This window comes from Pseudomonas asuensis (assembly GCF_014646755.1).
GTDB lineage: Bacteria > Pseudomonadota > Gammaproteobacteria > Pseudomonadales > Pseudomonadaceae > Chryseomonas > Chryseomonas asuensis.
The window spans coordinates 58,542-85,422 of the sequence record NZ_BMNW01000007.1 but is presented as its reverse complement, the minus strand read 5'-3'; the positions used below and the strand labels follow the sequence as shown (position 1 = coordinate 85,422).

At 54.3% G+C, this 26,881-nt stretch carries 18 protein-coding genes; 8 read left to right on the top strand and 10 right to left on the bottom strand.

Annotated features, from left to right (window positions below; genetic code table 11):
- Nucleotides 1–10: 10 nt before the first annotated feature.
- A complete protein-coding gene (gene uraH, locus IEX86_RS15755) occupies nucleotides 11–412 on the top strand; it encodes a hydroxyisourate hydrolase (protein ID WP_188867095.1) in 402 nt (133 codons plus the stop codon).
- Nucleotides 413–710: 298 nt separating this feature from the next.
- Here uraH and IEX86_RS15750 read toward each other — a convergent pair whose 3' ends face one another.
- Entirely contained in the window at nucleotides 711–914 is a 204-nt protein-coding gene (locus IEX86_RS15750; RefSeq protein WP_188867094.1) for a heme-binding protein, read from the bottom strand.
- Nucleotides 915–999: 85 nt separating this feature from the next.
- The gene (locus tag IEX86_RS15745) at nucleotides 1,000–1,899 is read right to left on the bottom strand and encodes a LysR family transcriptional regulator (protein WP_188867093.1); all 900 of its coding nucleotides are present in this window, start codon (nucleotides 1,897–1,899) and stop codon (nucleotides 1,000–1,002) included.
- Between the two features lie 105 nt (nucleotides 1,900–2,004).
- On the opposite strand from IEX86_RS15745, the gene IEX86_RS15740 reads away from it, so the two are divergent.
- The 3 genes from IEX86_RS15740 to IEX86_RS15730 all read left to right on the top strand — a co-directional run bounded on the left by IEX86_RS15740 (nucleotide 2,005) and on the right by IEX86_RS15730 (nucleotide 5,356).
- A complete protein-coding gene (locus IEX86_RS15740; RefSeq protein WP_188867092.1) occupies nucleotides 2,005–3,348 on the top strand; it encodes an MFS transporter in 1,344 nt (447 codons plus the stop codon).
- A 62-nt stretch (nucleotides 3,349–3,410) separates the two neighbouring features.
- Nucleotides 3,411–4,688: a glucarate dehydratase family protein gene (locus IEX86_RS15735; protein ID WP_188867091.1), complete on the top strand. Its 1,278-nt coding sequence runs from the start codon at nucleotides 3,411–3,413 to the stop codon at nucleotides 4,686–4,688.
- A 173-nt stretch (nucleotides 4,689–4,861) separates the two neighbouring features.
- Entirely contained in the window at nucleotides 4,862–5,356 is a 495-nt protein-coding gene (locus tag IEX86_RS15730; RefSeq protein WP_188867090.1) for a DUF4126 domain-containing protein, read from the top strand.
- Nucleotides 5,357–5,488: 132 nt separating this feature from the next.
- On the opposite strand, the gene IEX86_RS15725 is transcribed toward IEX86_RS15730, so the two are convergent.
- Nucleotides 5,489–7,198, bottom strand: a complete 1,710-nt coding sequence (locus IEX86_RS15725; RefSeq protein WP_188867089.1) for an amidase — start codon at nucleotides 7,196–7,198, stop codon at nucleotides 5,489–5,491.
- Nucleotides 7,199–7,560: 362 nt separating this feature from the next.
- The gene (locus IEX86_RS15720) at nucleotides 7,561–8,412 is read right to left on the bottom strand and encodes a LysR family transcriptional regulator (RefSeq protein ID WP_188867088.1); all 852 of its coding nucleotides are present in this window, start codon (nucleotides 8,410–8,412) and stop codon (nucleotides 7,561–7,563) included.
- Between the two features lie 74 nt (nucleotides 8,413–8,486).
- Here IEX86_RS15720 and IEX86_RS15715 point away from each other — a divergent pair, with 74 nt between their 5' ends.
- Complete coding sequence (locus tag IEX86_RS15715; RefSeq protein ID WP_373290447.1) at nucleotides 8,487–9,419, top strand: DMT family transporter; 933 nt, start codon at nucleotides 8,487–8,489, stop codon at nucleotides 9,417–9,419.
- Nucleotides 9,420–9,426: 7 nt separating this feature from the next.
- On the opposite strand, the gene IEX86_RS15710 is transcribed toward IEX86_RS15715, so the two are convergent.
- Nucleotides 9,427–11,883 carry a PAS domain-containing hybrid sensor histidine kinase/response regulator family protein gene (locus IEX86_RS15710; protein WP_229685369.1) on the bottom strand — a complete coding sequence of 819 codons (2,457 nt, stop codon included), beginning with the start codon at nucleotides 11,881–11,883 and terminating at the stop codon, nucleotides 9,427–9,429.
- 363 nt (nucleotides 11,884–12,246) lie between these two features.
- The gene (locus IEX86_RS15705) at nucleotides 12,247–12,888 is read right to left on the bottom strand and encodes an HD domain-containing protein (RefSeq protein WP_188867087.1); all 642 of its coding nucleotides are present in this window, start codon (nucleotides 12,886–12,888) and stop codon (nucleotides 12,247–12,249) included.
- 119 nt (nucleotides 12,889–13,007) lie between these two features.
- On the opposite strand from IEX86_RS15705, the gene IEX86_RS15700 reads away from it, so the two are divergent.
- On the top strand, nucleotides 13,008–13,964 hold the full coding sequence (locus IEX86_RS15700) for a GlxA family transcriptional regulator (RefSeq protein ID WP_188867086.1): 957 nt from the start codon (nucleotides 13,008–13,010) through the stop codon (nucleotides 13,962–13,964).
- A gap of 28 nt (nucleotides 13,965–13,992) precedes the next feature.
- Here the strand turns inward: IEX86_RS15700 and pbpC are convergent, their stop codons facing one another.
- The 4 genes from pbpC to IEX86_RS15680 all read right to left on the bottom strand — a co-directional run bounded on the left by pbpC (nucleotide 13,993) and on the right by IEX86_RS15680 (nucleotide 22,787).
- Nucleotides 13,993–16,323 carry a peptidoglycan glycosyltransferase PbpC gene (pbpC, locus tag IEX86_RS15695; protein ID WP_188867085.1) on the bottom strand — a complete coding sequence of 777 codons (2,331 nt, stop codon included), beginning with the start codon at nucleotides 16,321–16,323 and terminating at the stop codon, nucleotides 13,993–13,995.
- 28 nt (nucleotides 16,324–16,351) lie between these two features.
- The gene (locus IEX86_RS15690; RefSeq protein ID WP_188867084.1) at nucleotides 16,352–21,292 is read right to left on the bottom strand and encodes an alpha-2-macroglobulin family protein; all 4,941 of its coding nucleotides are present in this window, start codon (nucleotides 21,290–21,292) and stop codon (nucleotides 16,352–16,354) included.
- Between the two features lie 317 nt (nucleotides 21,293–21,609).
- Nucleotides 21,610–21,996, bottom strand: a complete 387-nt coding sequence (locus tag IEX86_RS15685; protein ID WP_188867083.1) for a VOC family protein — start codon at nucleotides 21,994–21,996, stop codon at nucleotides 21,610–21,612.
- Nucleotides 21,978–22,787, bottom strand: coding sequence for a DeoR/GlpR family DNA-binding transcription regulator (locus tag IEX86_RS15680; RefSeq protein WP_188867082.1), 810 nt, complete (start codon nucleotides 22,785–22,787; stop codon nucleotides 21,978–21,980). The genes IEX86_RS15685 and IEX86_RS15680 overlap by 19 nt, the downstream gene beginning before the upstream one ends.
- Nucleotides 22,788–23,241: 454 nt before the next feature.
- Between IEX86_RS15680 and IEX86_RS15675 the strand changes: the two genes are divergently transcribed.
- On the top strand, nucleotides 23,242–24,525 hold the full coding sequence (locus tag IEX86_RS15675) for an SGNH/GDSL hydrolase family protein (RefSeq protein ID WP_229685368.1): 1,284 nt from the start codon (nucleotides 23,242–23,244) through the stop codon (nucleotides 24,523–24,525).
- A gap of 1,310 nt (nucleotides 24,526–25,835) precedes the next feature.
- A complete protein-coding gene (locus tag IEX86_RS15670) occupies nucleotides 25,836–26,156 on the top strand; it encodes a hypothetical protein (RefSeq protein WP_188867081.1) in 321 nt (106 codons plus the stop codon).
- The last annotated feature ends 725 nt before the right edge of the window (nucleotides 26,157–26,881 follow it).

Genomic DNA, 26,881 nt, shown 5'->3' with positions numbered 1-26,881 from the left:
GGAAAAAACCATGAAGAAACTGATATTAGCCTTAGGCATGACTGCCATGTCGGGTATGGCTCTGGCCGCCAATAACCCGCTCAGCGTACACGTACTTAACCTTGAAACAGGTGTCCCCTCATCAGGTATAAACGTGACGCTGGAACGCCATGTTGGCGATACTTGGCAGTCACTTGCGCAGGGTACAACCAACGAGCAAGGCCGCATCGCTGAACTTTATCCCGCTAATACATCCCTGCAGAAGGGTGAATATCGGGTGGTCTTTAAAACAGGCGATTATTATAAGAAGACTGGTCATGACACCTTCTTCCCAGAAATCCCTGTGATTTTTGAGGTTAAACAAACAGACCAGCATTACCACATACCATTGTTGCTAAGCCCGTATGGTTTCAGCACCTATCGAGGCTCATAGAGGCTTTGTTGTAAGGCGCTTTTAGCGTGTTGCTAACACGCAACGTGATGCTGCGTTGCGTGAATCACACAGCAAATGACCGACTCGAATCCTCTGCTTAGGCGTTATTCGGGTCGGTCTGATTCGCCTTCTTGCCAGTCAGGGCGTTACCTGTCCAATCAGACAAGCCGTCGGGACCCTTGAGTTTTTATTTGGGAATCCAGTGCGTGGTTGTGACGCCCTCATTGTGCTGAATCGGGGGGGCAGGCTAAGAAACTCAATGAGTGTGCCCCAGGGTGTTCGTCCAAAGCGAAAACGATTACCGGGGCCTTCCTTCGATACTGCCTGGATAAGCACCGTCCATACGCCGAAACGCAACCAGATGCCCTGCCATGTCCACCACTGCACTGGAGACTGCTGCTTCACGCGCGCTGGCGTCGGCCTCAACATGGTCAATCAGTTGGCTGGCCGCAGCAGCGTTAATACTATGTTGAGTGATGAGATGAGAGGGGACCTGGGTCATGACTGGCTCCTGTATAGGTGATTAGCTACCTATACAATCTAAGGGGATGAGCCAGTGAGGGTCCCTGACAAGGAGTTCATCGTACTTACTGACGCTCCGCCTTGACGGCAGCCCGGATAGCCTCTAGCAGCATCATGCAGGCCGGATTGTCATTATCCGAGCGCCAGATCAGATGCAGCTCGCTCTGTATACCCTCGCCCAGGTCGATCTCGCGAAAGACGACATTCTTGAACACCACGTTGGTCGCGCAGCGGGGTACAAATGCCAGCCCCATGCCTGCATTAACCAATGCCAGAATGGTGAGCGATGAGCTTAACCACTGTACATATTCAGGCTCGACACTGGCGGAACGAAACATGCCGGTTAGGAGTTCGTTAAAGGGAGGATACGCGGAGTGCGAATACATGAGAAAAGGCGCCCTATCGAGATCCTGTACCCGGATCGACGGGGCGTAAGCCAGCGGATGACCGCTTGGAACGGCCAGCACGAAAGGTTCACGCACCAGACACTCGGTTTCATAGCCTGGCTGCAAAAGCGGTGCGCGGACGATACCCAGATCAATACGGCGTGCCCGCAAGGCTTCGTGCTGTTGGAACGTATTCATCTCGGTCAGTGCAACCTTGACATTAGGTTGATTAAGGCGCGCTTCGGCAATCACCTTGGGTAAAAATTCGTAAACGGCACTGCCCACAAAACTAATGGTAACTGAGCCGATATCGCCCTCAGCAAAGCGCCGTGCAGCAATCGCAGCCTGTTGTGCACGTTCAAGCAGCGCTTGAGCCTCAATGAAAAAAGCACGCCCTGCAGCTGTCAACGACACACTTCGTGTACTGCGGGAGAAGAGTTCTACGCCCAGGCTATGCTCAAGCAATTGAATCTGCCGACTCAGCGGAGGTTGTGTCATGTTCAGACGCTCTGCAGCGCGGCGAAAATTAAGTTCTGTGGCAACGGTTGCGAAACAACGAAGCTGAGCCAATTCAAACATTGATCTAATCCAGGTATCAATCAAGACCTAATATAGATTAGACAGTAACAATATCGGCCTCCATTATCGACGCTCCCCTACAAAAACAATGAGCGGGAGTCCCCCATGAGTAATGTCCAGTCTTCCATGGACTCCACGGTGCTAACCCGTGCGGTCTCCAAGGTGAAGCGGCATGTCTTGCCGCTATTTGTCGTCATGTTCATCGTGAACTATATCGACCGGGTCAATATCGGCTTTGTACGTAGCCATCTCGAGACCGATCTCGGGATTGGTGCCGCTGCCTATGGATTAGGCGCCGGCCTGTTCTTTATTGGCTATGCGCTATTCGAAGTCCCGTCCAACATGCTCTTGCAGCGGTTCGGTGCCAAGGCATGGCTGACGCGCATCATGTTCACCTGGGGTATCGTTGCTACAGCAATGGCGTTTGTGCCCAATGAAACCTGGTTTTACATCCTGCGATTCCTGCTTGGAGTTGCCGAGGCGGGGTTCTTTCCTGGGGTGGTTTACTACTTCACCAAATGGCTGCCTGCTGATGAACGTGGCAAGGCCATGGCAATATTTTTGAGTGGTTCTGCTATTGCATCCATTCTCTCTGGCCCGCTGTCTGGCGCCTTGCTGAGTATTTCAGGGTTAGGCCTGTCTGGCTGGCAGTGGATGTTCCTGATCGAAGGATTGTTTTCGGTCGTGCTTTGCGGTTTTGTCTGGTTCTGGCTGGATTCCCTGCCCAAGGATGCCAAATGGCTGAGCACGGAAGAGCGCAATGCACTGACTGACTGTATCGATGAGGAGCAGCGAGAGCGTGAGCTGGCCTCAGGTGAGCATAAAGTGGAGCATTCAGCGTTCAGGCTGTTACGCGACCCGCAAATCGCGCTGTTCTGCTTCCTGTATTTTTCGATCTCGCTGACGATCTATGGCTGCACCTTTTGGTTACCCAGCATCATTCGCTCAATGGGTGGCCTAGGTGATTTCGAGATTGGTCTTTTCAATTCCATTCCGTGGATCATTTCTGTCGCGGCCATGTACCTGTTCGCCAGCCTTGCGTCCCGCTTCAAGTGGCAGCAGGCCTGGGCGTCATCGGCCTTCATCATTGCAGCCGTCGGGCTGTTTGCTTCGACGATGGGAGGGGCAGTGTTTGCCTTCCTGGCCATCTGCTTCGCCGCCATTGGTTTCAAGGCCGCCTCCTCACTGTTCTGGCCGATACCTCAGTCCTATCTGGATGCTCGTATTTCAGCGGCTGTAATCGCTCTGATCAACTCGGTGGGTAGCCTGGGAGGCTTTGTTGCACCCGCTACGTTTGGTTTCCTGGAAGAGCGGACCGGCTCAATCGAGGGCGGCCTTATTGGGCTCGCCACTGTCTCACTGATTGCTGGCATTCTGGTCTTCATGACCAAAACCAGACGTGGCCCGAGCGACGGTATCAAGATCAAAGAAGCTACAGTGCCTGCCTAACCATTGATTTGGCCTGCTGCCGATGAGCAGGCAGGCTACATACAGTTCCCGGAGAGTCTTTCATGAAGATCAAACATATTCGCGTCACCCCCATTGCGTTCAAGGACGCACCGTTGCTTAACGCCAGCGGTATCCATGAGCCCTATGCCTTGCGCTCAATCATTGAGGTAGAAAGTGATAATGGCCTTATAGGCCTGGGCGAAAGCTATGGCGATGCACCGGTACTCAGTGTGTTGCAGGCCATGCAGGAGAGCTTGATCGGCCTTGATCCTTTTGACCTCAACGGTTTGCGTGCTCAGGTCAAGCAGACAGTCGCCCGTCTTCAACCGGGTGCCAATCCAGGGGCAGAACTGGCGCCGGGTTCTCATCCCAGCAAACAGGTCGCTAATGCGTATTCGGCCTTTGAGGTTGCCTTCCTGGATCTTCAGGCCCGCTCGATAGGGCTACCCCTGGTAGATCTGCTTGGCGGTGCGGTGCGCAAGGAAGTCCCTTTTAGCGCTTATCTGTTTCTGAAGTATGCCGAGCACATCAACTCACCTTATAAGCCTGATCGCTGGGGTGAGGCGATCAGTCCTGAGCAGGTAGTCGCTCAGGCGCGTACGATGATTGAAGAGAACGGATTCCAGAGCATCAAGCTCAAGGCTGGAACCCTGCTAGGCCCAGAGCATGAAGTCGCCTGCATGAAGGCTCTCAAGCAGGCATTTCCGGATACGCCGCTGCGTATCGATCCAAACGGCAACTGGTCACTCGAAACCTCGATTCGTATGGCGGAGTTGCTGGGGGAGGATCTCCAATACTATGAAGACCCTTGTCCAGGTCTTGAAGGCATGGCCGAGCTGCATCGTCGTACAGGCCTTCCACTGGCAACGAATATGGTGGTAACAGACTTCGACGAGTTTCGCCGCAGTGTCGCGCTGGACAGCGTACAAATTGTGCTGGCAGACCATCATTACTGGGGTGGCCTGCGCGACACCCAGATCCTTGCCCGCATGTGTGAAACCTTTGGCCTTGGGGTTTCGATGCATTCCAATTCCCATCTGGGTATCAGCCTCATGGCGATGACACACGTAGCGGCAGCTGTACCAAATCTTTCATATGCGTGCGATACGCATTACCCCTGGCAGGAGGCAGATGAGGAGGTAATCAAGGGCGGTAAACTGCCGATTCGTAATGGATGTGTCGCGATTACAGACGCACCCGGTCTAGGCGTTGAACTGGACTACAACCAGTTGGCCAAGCTCAATGATCAATACATGGCCTGTGGTATTCGCCAGCGCGATGATGTCAGACAGATGCAGAAATATGATCCAGACTGGAAAGCCTTGAAGCCACGCTTCTAGGACGTCTGGTACGGGTTTTATCCGAAGCGGTTAGGCAGAAGTCACTGCATGCTACCTGTGGTAAGTGACCAATAAGGGAAACGCCAGTGAGCCTGTAGTAATCAATAGTTCTGCTGCTCTGAACTGCCATTGTCCATGACCGGTCGACATGCTTAGTCACTGGAGAGATAAGCATGACACGATCAAACAACCTCTTATGGGGCGCCTTGGCGCTAGGCGTGGTAACCGGCATGCGCAGCATGCTGGCCCCCACGATGGTGAGTCAGGCGCTTGCTGAACGTTCGGATACTCCCAAGGCTGGCCCGTTAACACGTACGCTTGCCGCGGCTAAAACGCGTCATCTTCTGATACCGCTCGCTGCCAGCGAGTTGTTGGGCGACAAGCTTCCCTTCGCACCTGACCGGACAATTGTACCCTCGATGATGGTGCGTGCTTTATCAGGTGGCTTGACTGCAGCGGCCCTGGCCGGGGCGCGGCGACAACCCGCCTGGGTTCCAGCATTGATTGGCGCAACCGCTGCCTGTGTATCGGCGAAAATAGCGCTCCGCCTTCGTAAGCGCTATGGCCGCTCCGGTGCAGCTGTCAATGCAGCATTGGGGATCGCCGAAGATAGCTTGGCACTTGCCATAGGTAACGCTGGGCTAAAGCGTGCCTTGAACAAGGACTGAAAAGACACCGCTCACTGACCATCAGGAGCGTGACGGTAAATGCGTGAGCAGCCAACTGTAACGTGACGGTCTACTCTATGGTGATAGCTGAGCGGGATTGATTGCGACTCCTCAACCCCGCTCAGCCCATAATCAGCTGCCCTGCAACGGCGGTGTGCGTGGCGGGATCATGCGACGGGCTCCAGTTGACTCAAATGCAGCAGCAAAGCGCAGCAGGGATGAGTCATCATAAGCGCGGCCAGCAAAGGTCAGTCCTACAGGCATACCGATATCAGCCATGATGCCCATAGGCACGGTAACAGTAGGTACGCCCAAGTGGCGAATAGCCAAATTGCCATTGGCAACCCATACACCGTTGCTCCAGGCAATATCGGCCGATTCCGGATTTACGTCAGCATCAGCAGGCCCTACATCCGCGACGGTTGGGAAGATCACTGCATCCAGTCCTAGCCCGGTCATCCAGTCTTCAAGATCAATTCGGCGCGCCTTCTCCAGCCCCTGCAGTCCTTCAGGAAGCGTAGCGATCTTGTCCCATGGCGTGATACCCCGTTGGGCCATGTTCACGTATTCGTCCATGCCCGCGGCAAGATCACCCTCCCGGTTGGGCAGGGTCCCTGGGTCATGCGGAAAGATCTGTGGGCCATCGACATCTGCCAGACGATTCAATTTGGGGTCGCCATTGGCCTGGAGAAAATCATCGAAGGCCCAGGCCGTCAGCTCCCATAATTCGTCATGGAGAAACTCTTTCGACACCAGCCCTCGATTGAATACAGTCGGCGCGCCGGGGCGATCACCCTCACAGTTGGAAACCATCGGGAAATCGACTTCCAGAACCTCCGCGCCAGCGGCCTCAAGTGCCTGGCGTGCCTGTTTCCATAGCTCGATAACTGAAGGTCGGGTATTGATACGTTGCCCGGTCGGGCCGCCAATACCTGGATTTTCGCTAGTGCCTGCCTCGGGATCAGCGTTGATATACATACGCGGAACACCAAACCGTTTTCCCGCAAGAGCATCAGCGCTTACGGCAAGCTCCCTGTAAGAAGTGGGGCGGACCGACGAGGCGCTGGGGATCGAAACCCAGGGCTGCATGCGCCACAGATCACCGCGTGTCTCAGGGTCATCCGCCACGATTACATCGAGTACTTCCAGCAGGTCTTCCATTGTTCTGGCAAAGGGTACAACCACGTCCATCGTAGGCGTCAGTGGCCAGTTTCCACGTACCGAAATTACGCCTCGGGAAGGCGTATAGGCGCACAGGCCGTTATTCGAAGCAGGGCCTCGTCCGCTCGACCAGGTTTCTTCTGCAAGGCCAAAGGCGGCAAAGCTTGCGGCGGTGGCCGTACCGGCGCCATTGGAAGAACCAGACGCGAAAGGCGCGGTGAGGTAGCTACCGTTATACGGGCTCTCTGCACGACCATAGACGCCACGCTGCATACCACCATTCGCCATAGGTGGCATGTTGGTCTTGCCCAGGCAGATAGCGCCAGCTGCACGCAGCCGCTCAATCGTGAACGCGTCACGATATGCGACCAAGTCCTTGAACGCTGGGCTGCCGGAAGCCGCGGTAAGTCCCTTCACCAGATAGCTGTCTTTGGCTGTATAGGGAATCCCGTCCAGTGGGCCGAGTGTTTCTCCTCGGGCACGGCGGGCGTCGGATGCTTCCGCTTCCTTGAGGGCGTCCGGGTTATGAACCACAACGGCATTCAGAGCAGTAGATGTATTAGGTCTATCGTACGCCTCGATTCGGGCAAGATAGGCACGAACCAGCTCAACCGCTGTTGTCCGGCCGGACTCAAGCGCTTCACGTAGCGCGGCAATGGAAACCTCGGTTACTTCAATCATGCTGCCACCACTGGATGCGGAAAGGTGATGTAAGAGTGGTAATCCAGAGGCTTGGTGTTTTTCCTCTGAGTAGAAGGCTCAAGAACATCATGTAGGTTGAAATCAATTCTCATAAGGATCCTGGTCAAATAACAGATACGGCAGATGCTGGAACCGGAAGCTTCTGCTCGCACGCGTGTTTGGTCGCTCTGCGCACACCGAGTGGCTGATAGGTAACAAGTGTATCAAGTCAACCGGGGCGGAGCCTCCTGGTCGACAGGCGCCCGTGCAATGATCTGAAAGAAGCACACAGCTTCGCCCGTTTCAGAGTAAAAGTCTAAGCTCATGCGGGACGTCTTGCCGCGGCCCTGTAGCTTCGTCAGCTATAGACGGAAGTACCGCTGAATGGCATCTATCAGCAGTTCCACAGCTTCATTGCTTTCCCTGGCCGGGGGGCGTACCAGTACGACTTCGTGGTCAGGCATGATGGGCAAGTCCTCGCGTATAACCATTCTTTCGGTTACCCGTGCACGGTCTATAAGCGTAACGGCAAGCCCAGCCTCGACACAGGCTTTTATCGCCTGGCTGGAGGCGCTGTCTAACACCACGCGCCAGGGTCTTCCTGCCGCTGTGAGGGTGCTCATCATGGCCTCGCGGTAGGGGCAATCCGCTGCGTAAAGCGCCAGTGGTACAGGATCGGTCAATGTGGCGGGTAGCACTGAGCTTCCTACCCAGACCGGAGTCGTGGAGGTAAGTACCAACGCGTCGGAGCCAGCCGTGCGAGGCTGGGCCAGCAATGCCAGATCAAGTTTTCCCCGCTGGAGGTGATCGCGTAGCGTAAAACTCGGTGCGGTAGTTACCTCCAGCACTACGTTTGGCCAGGAGGCTGTGAAAATGGGCAGAATGTCACCAATGACATGGGCAGCATATTCATCAGGCATACCTAACTGAACACTTCCAATCACATGGGGGCCATGCAGCTCGCCCATAACCCTGTCATGGGTTCGGAGCAGCTCAGCGGCAGACATGAGCAGGCGCTGCCCAAGCGCTGTCAGGGATACCGATTGGTTATCGCGCTCAAGCAGGCGCCCGCCAGCAATGGTCTCCAGCCGCTGGATATGTACGCTGATGGCCGCAGGGCTTTTATGAAGATGCTCAGCCGCCAGCCTGAATTTTCCCATTCGAGCCACGGTATCAAAGGTTCGAAGCAGCTCGATATCAAGGGTTGCGTTCATTGTTTGATTTTTGTAAACCAGTAGGTGATAAAGTTTTGATTTATTAGATTAGCTGGTTTTCGTAAGGTCGGGTGATGAATCAGACCACTCGAACGACCCGACCCCTTATCAGCGTTCTCTCAAGCGTTCTATCACCCAGCAGAGCGCCTTTACTCCTGCTTGAAGCAATGATGGTCATCACGTGGAGTTCGGGCTTTGTAGGTGCCCGTTTTTCAATCGACTACGCACCGGCGCTGCTGGTCGTGTTCTGGCGGTGTGTCGTAGTCACGCTTTTCCTGTTGCCGTTCGTAATCAAAAGGCTTCGACGTGCTCATCCTGCAGTGCTCTTGCAGCACGCGGGCATCGGCCTACTGGCTATGGCAGGCTATCTGACCGGTGTTGTCCAGGGCATTGCGCTGGGTGTTCCGACTGGTCTGGCAGCCTTGTTTGCCGATCTGCTGCCTATCGGTACGGCACTGCTCGGAGCCGCCGTCCTGGGTCAACGGCTCTCGGGCAAAATATGGCTGGGGCTGGCCATTGGCCTGGGCGGGGTGCTTCTGGTTACCTATGACGCCCTAGCATGGGGGGATGCGCCCTTATGGGCGTATGGGCTGCCCATATTAGGCATGCTGTCCCTGGCGGTGGCTACGTTATGGCAGAAGCATTGCAGGCTTTCTCATCCACTTGGATTGCTGACAACGCTATGGCTGCAGTGTGCGGTATCTGCCGTGGTATTCGCTGTGCTTGCAGGCTCGCAGGGTAGCCTCTGGCCCATTCCAACGGCAGGTTTTGCAGTGAGTGTCTTTTGGACCGCGGCGATTTCCACCCTTGGCGGCTATGGCCTGTATTGGGTGTGCCTGCAGCGCTCATCGCCCACACGGGTAGCCAGTGTGCTCTACCTGAGCCCGGCGGTTACGCTGGTATGGGCGTGGGTAATGTTCGGCGAGCCGCTCTCGTGGCTTATGTTGGTAGGTGCCGCTGTTTCCGCAGGAGGAATCCTGTTAGTCGTCCGGGCGGACAAATCGTAAGGCGGCCTCATGACTCGATCATGGTACGAATGCGTGTCGCCATTATGTCCATGGCAAAAGGCTTGGTCAGCACCGCCATGCCCGGCTCCATTTGTCCTTCGCTCAGCAGGCTTTTTTCGGCGTAGCCGGTAATGAACAAGACCTTGAGACCAGGGCGCCAAACCCGTGCTGCATCAGCGACCTGTCGGCCATTCAGGCCGCCTGGCAAGCCTACATCGGTAATCAATAAATCGATGCGCCTGTCCGAGTTCAATATCTCCAGGCTGGCCGCACCGTTGCCGGCTTCGAGGGCGATATACCCAAGGTCTGCCAGAATTTCCATGATCAATGCCCGAACTGTAGGTTCATCATCCACCACCAGAACGGTCTCGCCCGGTTCGGAGCGGGGGAGCTCTGCGGCTTCGGCAAAACCGGTCAAGGGGACGGCGGCGCTGCCATAATAGCGAGGCAGGTAGACACAAACCGTAGTACCTTCGCCCAGTCGTGAATCGATTCGGACCTGTCCACCTGATTGCTGTACAAAGCCATAGACCATGGATAATCCCAGGCCGGTGCCTTTTCCGATTGGCTTTGTGGTAAAGAATGGCTCGAATGCTCGCGCAATGACTGCGGGAGGCATTCCAGTTCCGCTGTCGGTAACACTCAAGGTCAGGTAGTCACCCGGAGGTAGATCGTGCTGTCGGGCCGTGCGCTCATCAAGAGAGCGGTTGGCCATTTCAACGAGGATACGCCCGCCTTGTGGCATCGCGTCGCGAGCATTGATGCATAGGTTAAGCAAGGTGTTTTCCAGCTGAGGCGCATCGACCAAGGCGGACCATAACTCTTCAGAGGTATTCATGCTTACGGGTGTCGCTGGACCTACCGTACTCTGTATCAGCTCCTGCATGCCTAAAACCAGCTGCCCGACACGGGTCGGCTTGGGATCCAGCGTCTGGCGCCGCGAAAAGGCCAGAAGGCGATGGGTAAGGGACGCCGCGCGCTTGAGACCATTTTGGGCCATACCCAGATAGCGCTCAAGATCACTCAGCCTTCCCTGCTGTATACGGATCTGCATCATCTCCACTGACCCTGAAATGCCGGCCAGCAGATTATTGAAGTCGTGGGCGACACCGCCTGTCAGCTGGCCGACGGCCTCCATCTTTTGGGCGTGACGCAAGGCTTCCTGCATCGAGGCCAGCTCAGCTTCTGCGGCTTTTGCCGCCGTGATATCCCGTCCGGTTGCATAGATCTGCCCGGCAGAGGGCGCCGCAACCCAGGAAAACCAGTGGATGGAACCATCTTTATGACGGTAGCGATTCTCCATTTCAGAGAGCTCACCGTTTGCAGCTCTCTCATAAGCTTCCTGCGGCGACAGAAGGGTATCGGATATCACAAATTCACTGACGTTCTGTCCGAGCAGTTCTTCCGGCTCATAACCCAGGATACGTGTCCAGGCCGGGTTGACCTTGCGGAAGATACCCTCGTAATCAATCACCAGCAAAAGGGCGGGCGAAATCTCCCAGAGATGATTCAGCTCTATGGTTCGCTCGGTCACCTGATGCTCAAGATTCTTTTTCTGCCCTTGCAGTACCTCATCTGCATGGCGACGAACAGTAATGTCGCTTACTGCGCCAAACCACTCGGTGATATCACCCGCCGCATCAAGAAACGGTATGGCTCGTGATTGCACCCAGCCTGTACTGCCGTCGAGCCGCTTGACCTGATGCTCCAGGCTGAACAGCTTCCTGGAGGCTATCGCTTCGTTGATGGTTGCCTTCACGCGGGGCTGCTCGTCAACGGGAATATAATCGGTCAACCAGTTCGGATTGGGAGAGGACGTATCCTTTAAAAAGCCACGTCCCTTGAGCTCGTGCATCTCCTGCCAATCCCCACTCATGGAGTACAGGCCCTCGGATGATGCACTGACAAAGGCACTCAAGCGCGCCTCGCTAGATTGCGCGGCCAGCACTTGCCGCTCCAGGTCGGCATTGGCCTGAAGCAGCTTGCGCTCGGCCACCATACGGCCCGTCGTCTCCGTTACGACCAGAAAAATACCTGCGACATGGCCGTCATCATCCCATAATGGGCTATGGCAGTGCGTGAAGAAAGCTTCCTGCTGTACCCCGTTGCGATTGGGTGTGTATCGGGCATCCTCTACAAAATAAGCCTTCCCCGAGAGGACACGATCAAAAATCGGAGTCAGCTGATCCCACATTTCAAACCACCATTCCTTGGCGGGTCTTCCAAGATTCCCAGGGTGCTTGTTACCGAGGCTTGGAGCGTAGGCATCGTTGTAAAAGGTAATCAGATCCGGGCCCCAATGCACCATCATGGGAAAGTCAGAGCTGAGTACTATCCTGATGGCTGCCTGAAGCGACAGGGGCCAACCTTCGACAGGGCCTAATGGAGTGTTCTGCCAATCAACGGCCCGTAGCTGCTCACCTGCCTGACCGCCTCCCACGAGACAAGACTGCTTACCCATCATACGTTAGCGTTTAGCCCTAGAGGAGAAGGAATTGCAGGGGCAAATGCCCGCCGAGTGATCGAAATGGCTGTTTAGACCTGCTATTTAGCCTGTCTTTTATACATCCCAAAATCAAGCGGCGTAACGTAAAGACTTTTCAGTCGAAGAAATTTCATCGTCCCCAAAAGCCATGTGGTAGAGGTAAGGCTCTCCAAAAGCCGGACGGAAGAGCCGTGCAGCACTCCTTCTGACACTCTCATGCGTCTCATTGGCGGACGCATGAGCACGAGGATCGTAAATACGATTTTAAAGAAGGCTATTGCGGATCCAGTCGATCAGAGCGAGATGAAACCATACAGGCTGGCTTCATCTCCAAGCGTCACGCTAGCTGGCCCATTGAGAGTTTCGAATGACCCTGCAGAAATTCATGGGGGTGAATTGAGGGTCTTTGTCAGCGATGACATCGGCTTTTACATTACCGAACGTAGTCTGAGGCTTGTGTTTTATTCCCTCGTAAAAGGCCTGAATGATCTCTTCCTTAAAGCGACTGCCACGGGGGTGGGCATTGACAATTGCTTGTCGTTGCTCATCGCTGTATTCCGGGTAGGTTAGCCCGAGCACGTCCATCTCTACGCCTGCCGTGACCAGGGCAATCAGCGGATGCATGTGCTGGGGAATACCCGGCGTGGTATGCAGTGCAATCGAGGCCCATACGGTATCGATATCCTGTTGGTTTATCCCGTGGCTTGCTAGAAATGTCTTGGCCGCGTTGGCACCGTCTACCTCAAAGCGCTCGCAGGCGCTGCTGTGCTGATGCGTCAGGCCCATGTCATGGAACATGCAGCCGCAATACAAAAGCTCCGCATCGTATGTTAAGCCGCGTTTTTGCCCGGCCAGCGCCGCGAAGTAATAAACCCGGCTGGAATGGTGAAAGAGGAGGGGAGATGCGGTATCTCGAACAATCTCCGTAATTTCCCGAGTCAATGCAGTATCGGGGATGCTGATGCCATCAATATTAATACTCATGCAAACTCTCCGGCAAAGGGTGGAAAACAAAGTTTCACCCGTTGCCGTCATGTCCTCAATTGCAGTATCACGTTAAATCCTGCCATTATCCGTCGGAGACGGACATGTAGAGGATTTCGATGACCAGACTTGTCGCCATCCTGGCGCTTCCCGGTGTACAGCTGCTCGATGTAGCGGGTCCTTTGGATGTTTTCGCACAGGCTAACCTTGAGTCAGGAAGCTCCTCCTACCTGTGCAGGGTAATTGGGCTTAAGTCAGGTCCCATTCAAAGTTCGTCAGGTGCACGTCTGTATGCAGACGGCATTGTCAGTGAACAGCCGGAGCGCTATGACACTGTTCTTGTCGCAGGGGCACCGCATATCTCCAATCTCAAACCGGACCTGATAACTCAGGCGTGGATACGCGCTGCGGCAAAGCGTGCGCGGCGTTTTGGCTCTGTCTGTACAGGTGCATTTGTTCTAGCTAACAGTGGCTTGCTCGAGGGGCGTCGCGTTACTACGCACTGGGCTTGCGCGCCCGCGCTGGCACAGGCATATCCGGGTATCCAGGTCGAAGAGGATGCTATGTATATTCGAGACGGTAAATTAAGAACATCGGCTGGGGTGACGGCAGGTCTCGACCTTGCCCTGGCACTGGTAGAAGAAGACCTGGGTCGGGACATTGCAAGACAGGTGGCTTCTCAGCTGGTCATGTATTTCAAGCGACCCGGAGGGCAGCTCCAGTTCAGCCGGCATGGCCAGTCCAGTGTCGGCGGTCGGTCTGTCCTTCAGGAAACGCAACGGTGGGCCATGGCGAACCTGTCGTCACCGTTGTCAGTCGATGCGTTAGCTGCTCATGCAGGCATGAGCCCTCGACATTTTGCGCGGCTATTTTCAGCTGAAATCGGTGAAACGCCTGCGGTATGGGTAGAGCGTGCACGTATAAGCGCTGCTCGTATGCTTTTGGAGGAGCAGGGCGATGTGCCCAAGCAAGTCGCTACCAAGGTCGGTTTTGCCAGCACCGATACGTTGCGCCGAGCCTTCATGAAACACGTGGGTATTACTCCAGCCGAATACCGCAAACGCTTTCATGCATGAAAGGCGTAATGCTTAAGACTTAAAGCTGCTACCGTACTACAGTTACATGCACATGCTCGGTCTGCCCGGAATCATCCAGTACACTGATCTCGTAGGCTCCCGGCTTGGAAAACGTGTAGCTCAATTGTTCCGATTGCTCTGCCACCGGCTCGCCGTTAACAAACCACCAGCGTGCACCTCCTCCACCCTGCGCCGTTACAGTGATGGACACGGGATCGGATTGTCCGGCAGGCGCCTGTAATCGTGCACCATCACGTAGCCCAGTAATCTGTAATGGACTGGCTGTAGTGCCAACGTTAGGCGCACAATTCGAGTCGATTGATGGCAGACGGGACGTGCGTCGCTCACGCGCGGCCAGCCAAGGCTCAAGGGATGCAGGCCAAGCCAGGAAACGTACCGGGCGCGCACCGGAACACGCCGGCGCTACCTGCTTGCCAGCCCCATTGACCCAATAGGTCTCATCCAGGCCCTGACCCAAGGGTTGGTCAGGGGCTTGCATTGTGGGAGGCGTCTGTTTGTCCATCGTAAAAGCCCAGCGTCGGACTCGACAATTTTCATCGTTGGCCGGAAGCGGTTGTCCTCCCGGCCAACAGATGGATTCTACTCCGACGCTTGCTGGTCTGGTCTGTATGGGGGAGAGACGTCCTCTCTGACCATCCCTATTGAGCAATATATCGTTGACCTGAAACAGCAGCGGGGCGGCTGAAGCCAAGCCAAACTGACCTGCCACAGGTGTGCCGTCAGGGCGACCGATCCAGACGCCAATTACATAGCTGGGTGTGAGGCCGATTGACCACGCATCCCGAAAGCCATAGCTGGTACCCGTCTTATAAGCCAGGGCGGGAGGCAGCTGGGATTCATCCAATAGCGGATCGGCGCGGTCGGCTAGCATACGGCGCACAATCCAGGCCGCACCGGGTGATAGTAACCGTCGCTCTGTCAGTGGATCTTCTGGGCGAAACCGCAAGCGAGCTACCTTTCCCTCTCGGGCAAATGCGCTATAGCCACTTACGAGGTCTTCCAATCGTGCGCCGACACCACCCAATATCAACGACAGATTAGGTTCAGCCCCGTGAGGATAGAAAAGAGGGACCCCTGCGCCACGAAGCTCACCGGAAAAACGTTTGGAGCCATAGGCTTCCAGCAGCTGCACCGCTGGCAGGTTGAGCGATCGGTGTAACGCCTCGCTAGCAGATACAGGCCCGCTAAAACCAGAGGAGAAGTTGCCAGGCCGGTAATCACCGAAGCGACGAGGTACATCCTGCAGCAAGGATTCCGAATGAATCAAGCCGGCGTCCAACGCTTGGGCATACAAAAACGGTTTGAGGGTGGAGCCGGGTGATCGTATGGCTGAAACCATGTCGACATGACCAAAACGGCGATCATCTGTGATATCGACAGAGCCCAGGTAGGCTTTTACGGCCATGGTCTTGGCCTCGACCACCAGAATGGCCGCTGAGGTACGTTCCGGTAGGCGGACACGCCAGTCGAGGAGCAGCGATTCGAGGCGGCGCTGCAGTGCGATGTCGATAGTCGTATGGATCGCCGGCGCCTCTCCAGGCGTATTCAGCCGCCGCGCCAGCAGAGGCGCCTGATCAGGCGACTGCCGTGGCGCTAGCCACACGGGTTCTTCCATCGCCTCTTTCACTGCCTTGGAAGGCCATACGGCCTCACTGTCCAAACGGGCCAGTACTTTGTCCCGAGCAGCCTGCGCTCGCTCAGGAAAGCGATCCGGCCTCAAGCGACTGGGTGCCTGTGGCAATACCGCAAGTAATGCTGCTTCGGCACGAGTAAGGTTTACAGGTGACTTACCAAGGTAGGTCCAACTGGCAGCAGCAACCCCTTCCAACGTGCCGCCAAAGGGAGCCCGGTTGAGGTAGAGCGTCAGGATTTGCCGCTTGGAGAGATGCCACTCAAGTTGAGCCGTCCGAAATAACTGGCGAAGTTTCCCGGCAAGAGTCCGTGGGTGCGGATCAAGCAAGCGGGCGACCTGCATGGAAAGCGTACTACCCCCTGACACTACCCGGCCACTTGATAGGTTCAACCAGGCGGCACGTGCCAGTGCCGCCGGATTGATCCCTGGATGCTGATAAAACCAGCGGTCTTCGTAAGCCAGAAGGGCGTCGAGGTAGTAGGGCGAAACGGTATCTGGTGTAGCGGGATATCGCCAGATACCTTGCCCGTCGGCAAACCGGTAAAGCGGCTCGCCGTCCTCAGCCAATACCACGCGGGCAAGCCCGTCGTCGGGTAGTGGTAATGGCCAGAGCTGATCAGCCAGCCAGAGACTGGCTATGAGCACTGAAAGGATACCTAGCGTAAGCCGAGCCCAATACTGAGTTGCATGCAAACCTTTTTTCACGGCTAGGCAGCTCAAGGGTATCTGCCGCTTAACGCGGCAGAACCACCAGTTGATCAGGGGTAGCGCCTACTGCGTGCCAGGCTGGGCGATACATGGATTCCACCTGTGGTGAAGGGACAACATAGCGCCCTGGAGTGACGGCCCGCGCCAGGTACACCAGATGCGTGGTGCTATAGCCGCTGACATCTACCGCAGCAACGTAACGATCATCCCGGTACTCCTGATGCTTGAGCGTACCGTTCTGCATTGCCTGTACCCATTCACGCACATTGCTACCGGCATCCTCCAGGCTGGCAGAACTTTGCGCCAGGTTCTGGTTTTCCAGCTCAAGCCCTGCTGGTAGCAGGTCGACTACCAACGCATCTGGCACACGTTGCTGAGCCCGCACGGAAAGATGCACAAGGACGAGTTCGCCACTATGAAGTTGAGCAAGGTTGACCGGACGACCATTCATGCCCAGATAGCTGCGCTCAATACTCAGGTTCTCGCTAGTGGGGGCTGGAGCCTGTACACCGTAGCCGGTAACGGTAAGCTGTTGATACACCACAGCATCACTCATAGTGCGTATTGCGAGCGGGCTATTAAGCTCCGCACCATCGATGTGTTGCGTGATGTCGCGATTGTCAGCCAGTTCGCGAGGATGTCCTGCCAGGGTCAATTCGACCTTCCAGGGTTGGGCCGGTTTGCTCATGACCGAGCGGCCGGCAAGATACAACCAGTTTCGCTCTTGCGTCGACAGCCACCGATGGTTGGACAGCTCCTCTGCCAGCTGGAACAGGCGCTGGGTACGCTGATCAGCCGCCAGGTCATTTTCTTCGAGCAGCGCCAGGATTTGCGCCTCGTCACGCAAGACGCTGCCATAGTCATGGAACCATGCTTTCGATGAGCGAATGTGGGCCAGACCCGCTGTCAGCGCCTGGGCTGCACGCTCGTTATCACCCATGCGTTGTAATGCAATGGCAAGATGAACCAGGGGCAGACCAGATGCTACAGCCTCACGGCGCTCGAACAGGCTGCGTAATGCACCTAGCGGTGCCTGTTGACTGCGTGCCAGCACGTAGGCCGCGTAAGCCTGGACGGCAAAACGGTCATGGGCAGCATTCTCGCTATAGCCTACGTCGATCTGGTTAGGGTCCTGCAAGTAACGCAGTAACCGTTGGGTCGCCTTGTTCAGTGGTTCGGCCGGTACAGCAAAGCCACGTTCCCGTGCCCTTAGCAGGAAGTCCGTGACGTATGCCGTTAGCCAGTATTCTTCTGAGCTTTCGGCACTCCAAAGGCCAAAACCACCGGAGTGCCGCTGCATCCCTAGCAATCGATCGATGCCTACTTCGATCTTGCGGCGGCGATCGCTATCCTGCTCACCCTGAATACCGAGTCGCTTGAGGGTGTCTGCATCGGCATACAGTGAAGGATAAAGGCCGCTGGTGGTCTGCTCGAGACAGCCATAGGGGTAGGCCTCAAGTGCCTTGATATGTTCGGCCAGGTTAAGGGGCGGTTGGCTGGACAGGGCCAGCATGGCTTCGCGTGCCTCTGGCGCATAGGTCTCAAGCACAGTCTCCGGCAGGTTCCAGGAGGGATTGTTTGCATCAAGCGCGACAGAAAACTGATCGCGGCGTGCTGGATAGGCCGGACGTACACCCAGGGTCCAGTCCCGAGACAACGACGAGCTACCCTCCGGCACCACCAGGCCGGTAATCCGAACGGTAACCTTACCCGTTCCGTAGCCACCTAACGCTTTTACCGGCACCTTGAGCGTGACGCGCTGACCCTCTTTCAATGCAAGCGGCTTGTCGGTGGGGGTCTGTAAGGCCAGGAGTCCGGATACTTCCGTTTTGACGTTAAGCTGTTGGGCGCGTCCGGAAAGGTTTGTTACATCCAGCGCTAGTGTTGTTTCGTCTCCATTTGCCAGGAAGCGAGGCGCGGCCAGCTCAGCAACCAGAGGTGCGGCGACCGTAACCTTGCTTTCGCCCGCCCCGAAACGATCATCTGTCCAGGCCTGAGCCATGACTCGCAGTTCACCGTTGAAATCTTCGACTGGCAGACTGACCTCAGCATTACCCTCTGCATCGAAGGTTACTGCCTGACTCTGCTCTGAAAGAATCCTCACTTTGGTGGGAGGACGTTTGCCACCTGCGGAGAGATCAGCGTCACCACCGAAAGCCAGCGCAGCCAGTCGACCTTGACCTGCTTCGATCAGTTGGCCATACACGTCGAATTGGTCCGCGGTATATGCCTTGCGTCCAAAGAAGACCGAGAACGGGTCTGGGGTGGCGTATCGGGTGATGCTCAGAACGCCGGTATCAACTGCCGATACCAGCACGTGTGCCTGCTGCGGGATTGATCCGTCGACATTACGGGCTTGCAGACGAACCTTTAGCGGCTGGCCTGGCTCCATGTGAGCAGGTGTGTTTACGGTCAGATTCAGGCGGCGCGTTTCCCGATCCAGAGGGAGGTGCAGCAGGCCTATTGCACGCTTGGGCGTAACCCCTGTTTTGGACTCACCCGGGCGCACAACCAATGCAGTGACATACAGGTCGTGACGGGACCAGTCCTTGGCTATTGGAATATCGAACGTCTTGCCACCTTCCGGTACCTCGATTGGCTGCCACCAGAGCGGTCCCTCGGCAGACTCTACCAGCAGATAACCGTTACCCGCTGTTGGAGGGGTGACAGTGATATGCGCCTGCTCGCCTGCAGCATAGGCTGGACGATCAAGCGATAGCTTGACCTGATCAGGCCTTACGCTGCCATTGTCGGTATTGTCTTGCCAGCGATAGCCGGCCCAGAATCGCAGGCTGCTCACCATACCGGTCTCTGGGTCTTCTACCTCGACCCGATAGGGACCCCATTCCACAGGGAAACTGACCTTGGCCGTTCCGTCCGCTACGATATCGATCGGCTCCTCAGCCATGGTTAACGCTTTTTCGTTATAGCGACTGGTCCAGCCTTCGCCATCAGCAAAACCCCAGTAGTAATCACGGCGTTCACGGACCAAACGTACCTGCAGCTGACTGGCCGCCAGCTTTTGCCCCTGTGCATTTGCCATGACAATTTCAAAGCCGGCCTGGCTGTCCGCATCGACTTCGCCATCGTTGAACAGCGCACGGATACCGGGCAGTTGTTGAGCCGGCCAAACCGGTTGGACAAGACGGCGCGTCACGGGCCTGCCGCCTGATTCCTGAAGGCTGGCCTGCAGGATCAGTTGTAAAGGTGAGCGCGCCTCGCTCCAGCGGGTGTCTTGGGAAAGCGTTCCGCGTCCCTTGGTGTCCAGTGTCAGGTCATCAAGCTCAAGGTCCTGGCTAAGGTCAGCCTCGGTAACAGAGCCGAACTGATAGCCCGGCAGTGTTGCTACGGCTTCGCGAAGCGGTCGCACATACAGCTGGCTGGACAGGGTATTGCCATTGGCGGGCGCTCCGTATAGATAGCGGCCGGTCACGCTGACTTCAAACGACTCCTCGGGAGCCAGGGGCGTCTCTTCACCCTTGAGCTCAAGTGCCATACGTTCTGGCAGAAAATCTTCCACGGAAAACTCATAGAGCTGAGGCGTGGCACCATCGACCTGCATAACGAGTTGCCAGCGGCCTGTCGGTACTTCGTCTCCCAGTTGCAACTCATATTGATAGAGGCCATTTGCATCAGGCTTCCAGACAAACCGCCGGCTCGTCTGATTATCGGGACGACGGACTTCGACCGGCACCGGATGCGGTGTCAGTGCGCGTCCATCCTGGTCCCGTAATAACGCATTCAACAGCACGGTTTCTCCGGGACGGTATAAGTCGCGGGGACCAAACACAAAGAACTGCTGGGGCTGCTCTCTCGGTCCATCGATCTTGTACTCGGCCAAGTCCAGCGCAGGGCTATCCAGACGCAGCAGGCTGGTCTGACCGTCATGTTGAGCAAGCAGTACACGCGCCTTGTTATTAACGGCAAGCTGCGCATGCCCTTTGGTATCAGTCTGGGCCTCAGTGATAATGGCGCTGTCTTTGTCCAAGACCTTAATAGCTACCTTGCCCAGTGGCTGACCCCCTGCCAGGGCTTGCGTGAAAACGTCGATCCGATCCCGGTAGCGGTGAGCCGACAGGCCAATATCACTTAAGGTAAGCAGGGTAGTCGGCTGTTGGTAATCATACTTGCCTGCCTGCTGCATCACAGCAACATAAACGCCGCTCTCTTTGAGGGGTTCTATTCCTGCCAAGGGCAGTAGTACGGTTTCCCGCGTATTTGGCTTGGGCGACAGGTTGAAGCGTCCGGTGTAGACCAGATCCGCCATCGGTAATACTTCGCTCGACTCCCAGTAACCCATCGTGGCACGATTACCCCATCTAGCCAGGAAGGCAGGCAGGGCATCAGGCTTTATACGAAAGAAGTCGACATTGATTTTATCAACGTTCAACGCAATGACTGGAAGCCCCTCGGCCAATCGGGTTGGCAAGAGCGAGCCGCGGCTGGCGAAGCCTACGCTTGGCGTGATGTTTCGTGTCTTAACCGAGGCTGTATAAGGGGCGCTCAAGGAGACGCCATTGACGGCTTTCAGGCCTGCATCAACTGTCAGGGTTAATTCACGCTTGGGCTGTAGATGGCGCAGCCTTAATTCCATCTGGTTGTCTGACAGTTCCCAAGCACCGTCAACCGCACCTGCTGTCTTGTCTACAAGATGAAGGTATTGATGTAATGCCTGATCGCGCTGCAGCGGTACAGAGAATGTAATCGAAAGCGTGCTGGCGCCGTCCAGCTGAATTTCGGAGGCGTCTACAACGGTCAGTGCTCGACCGGCGTATCGCTCCGCTAGCTGGGCGTTGTCCTGAGCCTTTGAGGCAGGCGTTGATTCAGTCGTTTTGGTATCGATGGACGTAGGTGCTGACGACTCCGGCACCGCCTTGGATGCTGAGTTCGCAGGCGTGTCCTGCTGGGCGTCACAGGCAGCAAGCAGGCTTAGAAGCGCACTGAGTAATATCCCTTTGAAGCGCATGTTAGTTCCATTAACAAATCGGGGCGCGAATCATACTCTGACTGCCCCGCACAGGAATACGGCTTACCCTCAGTGGTGCTTACTATTTTTTCGTCTGCTTATATGCCATTGGCAGGATAAGGAGCGAGCGGCATGTCAGGCGGCACGAACGGCCTCTCCCTTCGTCGGTATCAGGTGCTGTTGGCGGTGCTTAAAGGCATTACATCCAGCTAGTAACAAGGCGGCCTCGAGGGCTGATACAACAAGGCCGAATGTCGTAACCCCAACCGCGAAGGAATTCACGTTACCCATTGAAAACAGCTTGTGGCTATGCGCAGTCATGCCGTTATCTCGATCAAATTGCCATCCGGGTCCTGGATAACCGCTTCGAAAAAGCCATCACCGGTCCAGCGTGGCGCGGATACAAGGGCATGTTCGTCTTTCATATGCTCGGCCAGCTTTTTTACGGCTTCTTCCGAGCCAAGCGAAATGGCGATATGCGCCCAGCCTGTCAAGGGTGGACTAGAAGAGACGTCCTTATTCACGCTTGGATGCGTCATCAACTCGATCGTTGGTCCCTCACTCAATGTAACAAAGCGGGAGACGAATCCTTTGTTGGTCTGGCTGTGGTAGGGCTGGCCAATAGTGGCGTTAAAGACCCGGCGCCAAAAATCGGCGGCGCGCTCAAGGTCAAGCGTCCACAGGGCTACGTGTGCGATGTGCATAGTGTCTCCTGAACGTTTACAGAATGTACGGAACAGCCCAATTTTCTGAATGCTTTCAGGCGTGGCTCGATGGCGTTGTTTGTCTCGATTACCAGATGGTCAATCGTATTACTGGCAACGACTTGATAAGGAGCCAGGGTGTCAAACTTTGCAGCAGACAGGGCCACTACCGTTGTAGCGGAGGAGGCAACCAGCGCGCGCTTAAGCTCAGCCTCCTCGTAGTGGAAAGCCGTCACGCCTGTTTCAATACTAAGCGCACAGGCTCCCATGAAGTACAGGTCTGCATGGATAGCCTGAATCTCCCGAAGCGCTTTTGCACCTAGGCTGCCGCCCACCTTGGGATCGAGGCGGCCTCCTATAAGGATTGTCTCAATACCCGGCTTGCTCAACAGTACTTCGCCAATGGCCGGTGCGTTGGTAATGACGGTAAGGTCTAGCTGTGGAGAAAGCGCCAAGGCAATCGCCTGGTTGGTCGAGCCTGCGTCCAGAAATACGGTCTGGCCCTGCTTCACCAAAGCCGCTGCCGCTTCGGCTAGCTGCGTGAGGGCTGGAGTGTTCCTTTCGATACGCTCGCTCAAGGCGCCTGGATCAGGCGCAATGGACAGGGCCCCACCATATACGCGACGACACAACCCTTGCTGAGCCAGCTCTCGCAGGTCCCTGCGAATCGAATCTTCAGAAACACTCATTTCTTTTGCCAATTCTGTGGCGATTACTCGCCCTTGAGAGCCGAGGCGTTGAAGAATTACAGACTGGCGCTCATGGGGAAGTATGTCTTTGAGACTAGGCATGTTCATGGCTCTCTTATAGGCTTATAGATCATGCATAAATACGCAAAATCATGCAATAAGCAGCGAAACAAAGATTTAATGTGCATTAATTTGCACGGTTTGAGGTTACACAATGGGTATGTAGTTCTGCTTGTGTGCTTAGCTCTGATAGCTGGTTGGGTTTATTTCCCAACTACTGAGTGCTCTTTGTGCGGCCTGAGGGTCGTCTAGAGTTAACAAGCCGGGATTACAAAAATAAGTGACTATAATAGGTATCTTATATCTTACTTTAGAGTGCAATAATAAAGTGTCAAACAGTTAACCTGCCTCTTGAGGCATAACCGAGCCAGTTAGGCGAATACAGATAATTAGCGAAAAACTGCTGCTTTATTGAACAATTTCAGGCGCGTTTTTGGACAGAAGCGGCTTTAGCGTCTAGCGTTGATCGGGTTTGTAGAAAAGCAGGAAATAAAAAGTGGTTCAGTTCCATACTAAGAACAACGATAATGGCTTTGCAGCTGCTCAGAAAAAATCTGTAAAACGGTGGTCAATCTCAGCCCTGGCAGCAGCGCTTTTAATGGTGGGTGATTACTCACTGGCGGCTCAGCAACAAAGCCCTCATTGGGTTGGAAGTTGGGCTGCTGCCTCACAAGCCAATGGCGCCTCGGCTGGATCAAAAGAGACTGTTGTAAAGGTCAGCAATCAGACGATACGCCAAATCGTTCATACGTCCATTGGGGGGTATAAATTTCGGGTTCGCTTATCCAATGCCTTGGGCAAAACTCCTCTGGTCATTGGCGAGGCTCGGGTTGCATTAAGCACTGGCAAGAACGCCATCAACCCTGATACAGACCGGCAGCTGACGTTTGGAGGCCTATCCTCAACGAGGATACCGCCAGGCGCCGTGATGTATAGCGATCCTGTTGATATGCGGTTCTCTTCCCAAGCTGATCTGGCCATCAGTCTTTACCTGCCCGAAAAGACTGATACCAAGACCGTACATACCTTAGGCAAGCAAACCAATTACATCTCGACGTCTGGCAACCATACGAAGGCTCGTACCTTACAGGTAAAATCGACCAGCACCTCATGGTACTTTCTTGCTGGAGTGGACATTCTTACCCACAAGGATACGAGTGCAATAGTCGCCTTTGGCGACTCGATTACAGACGGTCTTAATGCAGCGGTAGACACGAACAACCGCTGGACTGACTATTTGGCACGTCGGCTTTTGAAAAGGTCTGATATCAATACCAAGGGTGTGCTGAACCTTGGCATCAGCGGCAATCGAATCCTGCACGAGCAGGTAGGCCCAAGTGCATTGTCACGCTTCGACCGAGATGTGATTGCGCAGCCCGGCGTTACGCATCTGATTCTGCTCGAGGGCATTAATGACATTGGTTATTCGGACTTGCCGGGTTCAAAGGAACAGGTAAGCGCTAAACAAATCATCGCAGGTTACAAGCAGCTTATTGCCCGTGCGAAAACCCATGGCCTGAAGGTTATTGGCGCTACGCTCTTACCTTATGAAGGCGGGAGCTATTACACCAGGCAGGGCGAGGCTAAGCGTCAGGAAGTCAATAAATGGATTCGTGAAAGCGGAGCCTATGATGCCGTCATCGATTTTGACAAAACCATGCGCGACCCGAAAAGACCTACCCGATTAAACCCTTTGTTTGACTCGGGCGATCATATCCACCCGAACGAGACTGGCTTTCTTGCCATGGCCAATGCAGTCAACCTGGATTGGCTTAAGTAATCATACAGGCCGGGAGCCTCCAAGAGAGGCTCCCGGCCTGTATTTGCACAAATAGCGTTTCCCTGATCATTACCTGAAGTCATTCAGAGTATTGCTGTCTTATTCTCGCGATTGATGATTTACAGGCTTTAGCCACGCATTTAGATCAGCGCTGGCGATATCCCTTGAAACTGCTCGGCGTTGCGTTCGATTTGTGTGGGTGCTTCGTCTATCAATGGATGATGACCAAGCCAACGGCTTTATTCAGGTGTTGATTTAACCTCCACTCATACAACGTATGTCATCTCGGATGCTGCTAAAAGAGGTAACTAAATGCCCCTATTGGCCGTGCCACTAAACCTTATCCAGCCTGTATCATAGGGCATCTCCTCAAGCTTGCTATTTCGCCTGCCTATTAAACAGATAGCCGCTAGTTTGCAACTGTACCAAGCAAGGTTTACCTGCCTTCTAGTTTGACTAACTCATCAAGCGGTACCGTACGCCTCTGGTAGACGAAGGCTATGACGGTAAGACTGGGGGGCAAGCTCATCCTTTTCACTTTGCAGCAGATGCCTTACCGTCTCGGAGTGGGCTTACAGGGACTCTTTGATTGACCAGCTTATCGTAAGCGCCATGCTATCCAGCGGCTCTAGGCAGCATCGCTTGATACCGATCCTTTCAAGACTCTCACCAGCCGTTTCGGGGCTAGGGGTTCCCTGGCCTGACTATAGATTTGCTTAAGGAAGTCCTTTCCAGGCAGAGCCTATGTCCTCAAGGGTTACTTAGCTGCCTGAAGAGAATTTAGAGGTAATACGCAGCCTGAATTGTGAGCACCTAGCCATGTAAAACAACCTAGGCTCTGTACGAAACGTATCGGCGCTCGGCGCTGCTTTGTTAAAAATCGATTCGGAACATTCATTTACAACACGTAAATTCCGCCTCCTTACCGATTTTTGCTTCGCCTGACCTTTGCTCGAAGACTTTTCGTACAGAGCCTAAGCCGTGATAAAAGATGACGCATATGGAATAAAAACCAGATTAGGGCGGCTAAGAATACATCGCATCTCGAAAATTCTGATAAAGGACACACGCAGACCAAGACAAGAATAACAATGAATGCCGCTTACTTTTGAAATCCAAGCGCACGCGATGAGATCTAACTATATGAATAGTTAGAAGGTTTTTAAGATTTATGGAAATAATTAAGTGTTTTGACAAATTTTAATTATTTTATAAATAAGATTTTATTTATGGTAAATCTGCTATAGTTATTAAATAGAACCTGATATTCAGTTTCTAGCCTCATAAAATTTAAGTTTGAGTGATAAATCATGATTATTGTTAAAGTTAACAAAGAGCAATGGGATGCCATAGGTTCTGACGAGCAGCAACGAATCGAAAAAGGACTAAGAGAGTGCGGTGCCCTGGAGGCCTCTGTAGTCGTTGCTGTCGATGATTCTGAGGCTCCCTTTGATACAGCACTTAATCATGACCCTGATGGCTCTCCCATTAAGGATGTACGCGAGACCTTGCGTGATTCAACAGCGGTAACAGGTATGGATTGGTGCCATGCCAATACAGAAGGTGCTGCGCAAGTAGCTTGTTTGTCCATCGTAAGCTCCTCCATGGAATGTAAGAATCGGGGGCATTGATGTTATACACGCCAGCTTTTCTAGTCGTTATGCCGTGTAATCTCTTAATATGAAAATAAGAGGCTAAGTCTCTTCAGCTTTCATTACTCTTAAACTGAAATAAGTGAGCTTAAAAATTAGTGGGCAGAGATGATTGCTCACTTCAGCGCCAGCTTAGTCAGTTTAAGAATAAAGGGAGAAGCCATTTATTGGGTTTTATCTCTTACGTACGGCTCACCATATCTGACCCATCATTGATTTTTACTTGAATATTTAAGCGATATATTTCATAAAAGTATTAGCTGAATACTGTCTAATAAATGTCAGATCGCTAGTATTTGATAGAAACGCGTCTTTCTAATTTCTTGATTTTTCAATGTTTCAGAAAAATTAAAGTAAATTGCTAAGTATGTAATTGTATTTTCCCAGATAACACCAGTGTTATAGCTGTCTGCCGCTCCGTATTAGATAATCTTGGCCCCGTCTATAATCCTCAATAGCTACACACGCTGCCTTGGAGGCAGGAGTGCATATGCCATTGTCTCCCGCTTGATCAACAGTCTGATCTACCTCAGAACCGTTCCCGAAGAGTTTCAGTGAAAACTGGCCTCCATGCCTCTGCGTCCTAAGCGTGGAATCCTCGACCGACGGGTTGCTACGGATTGCGTGCGGATGCCTAATGAATCCGTCCGCCAGAGGTGAGCGGGTCGTCTTGTTCAGTCCTTCGATACAAGGCGGCAACTCAC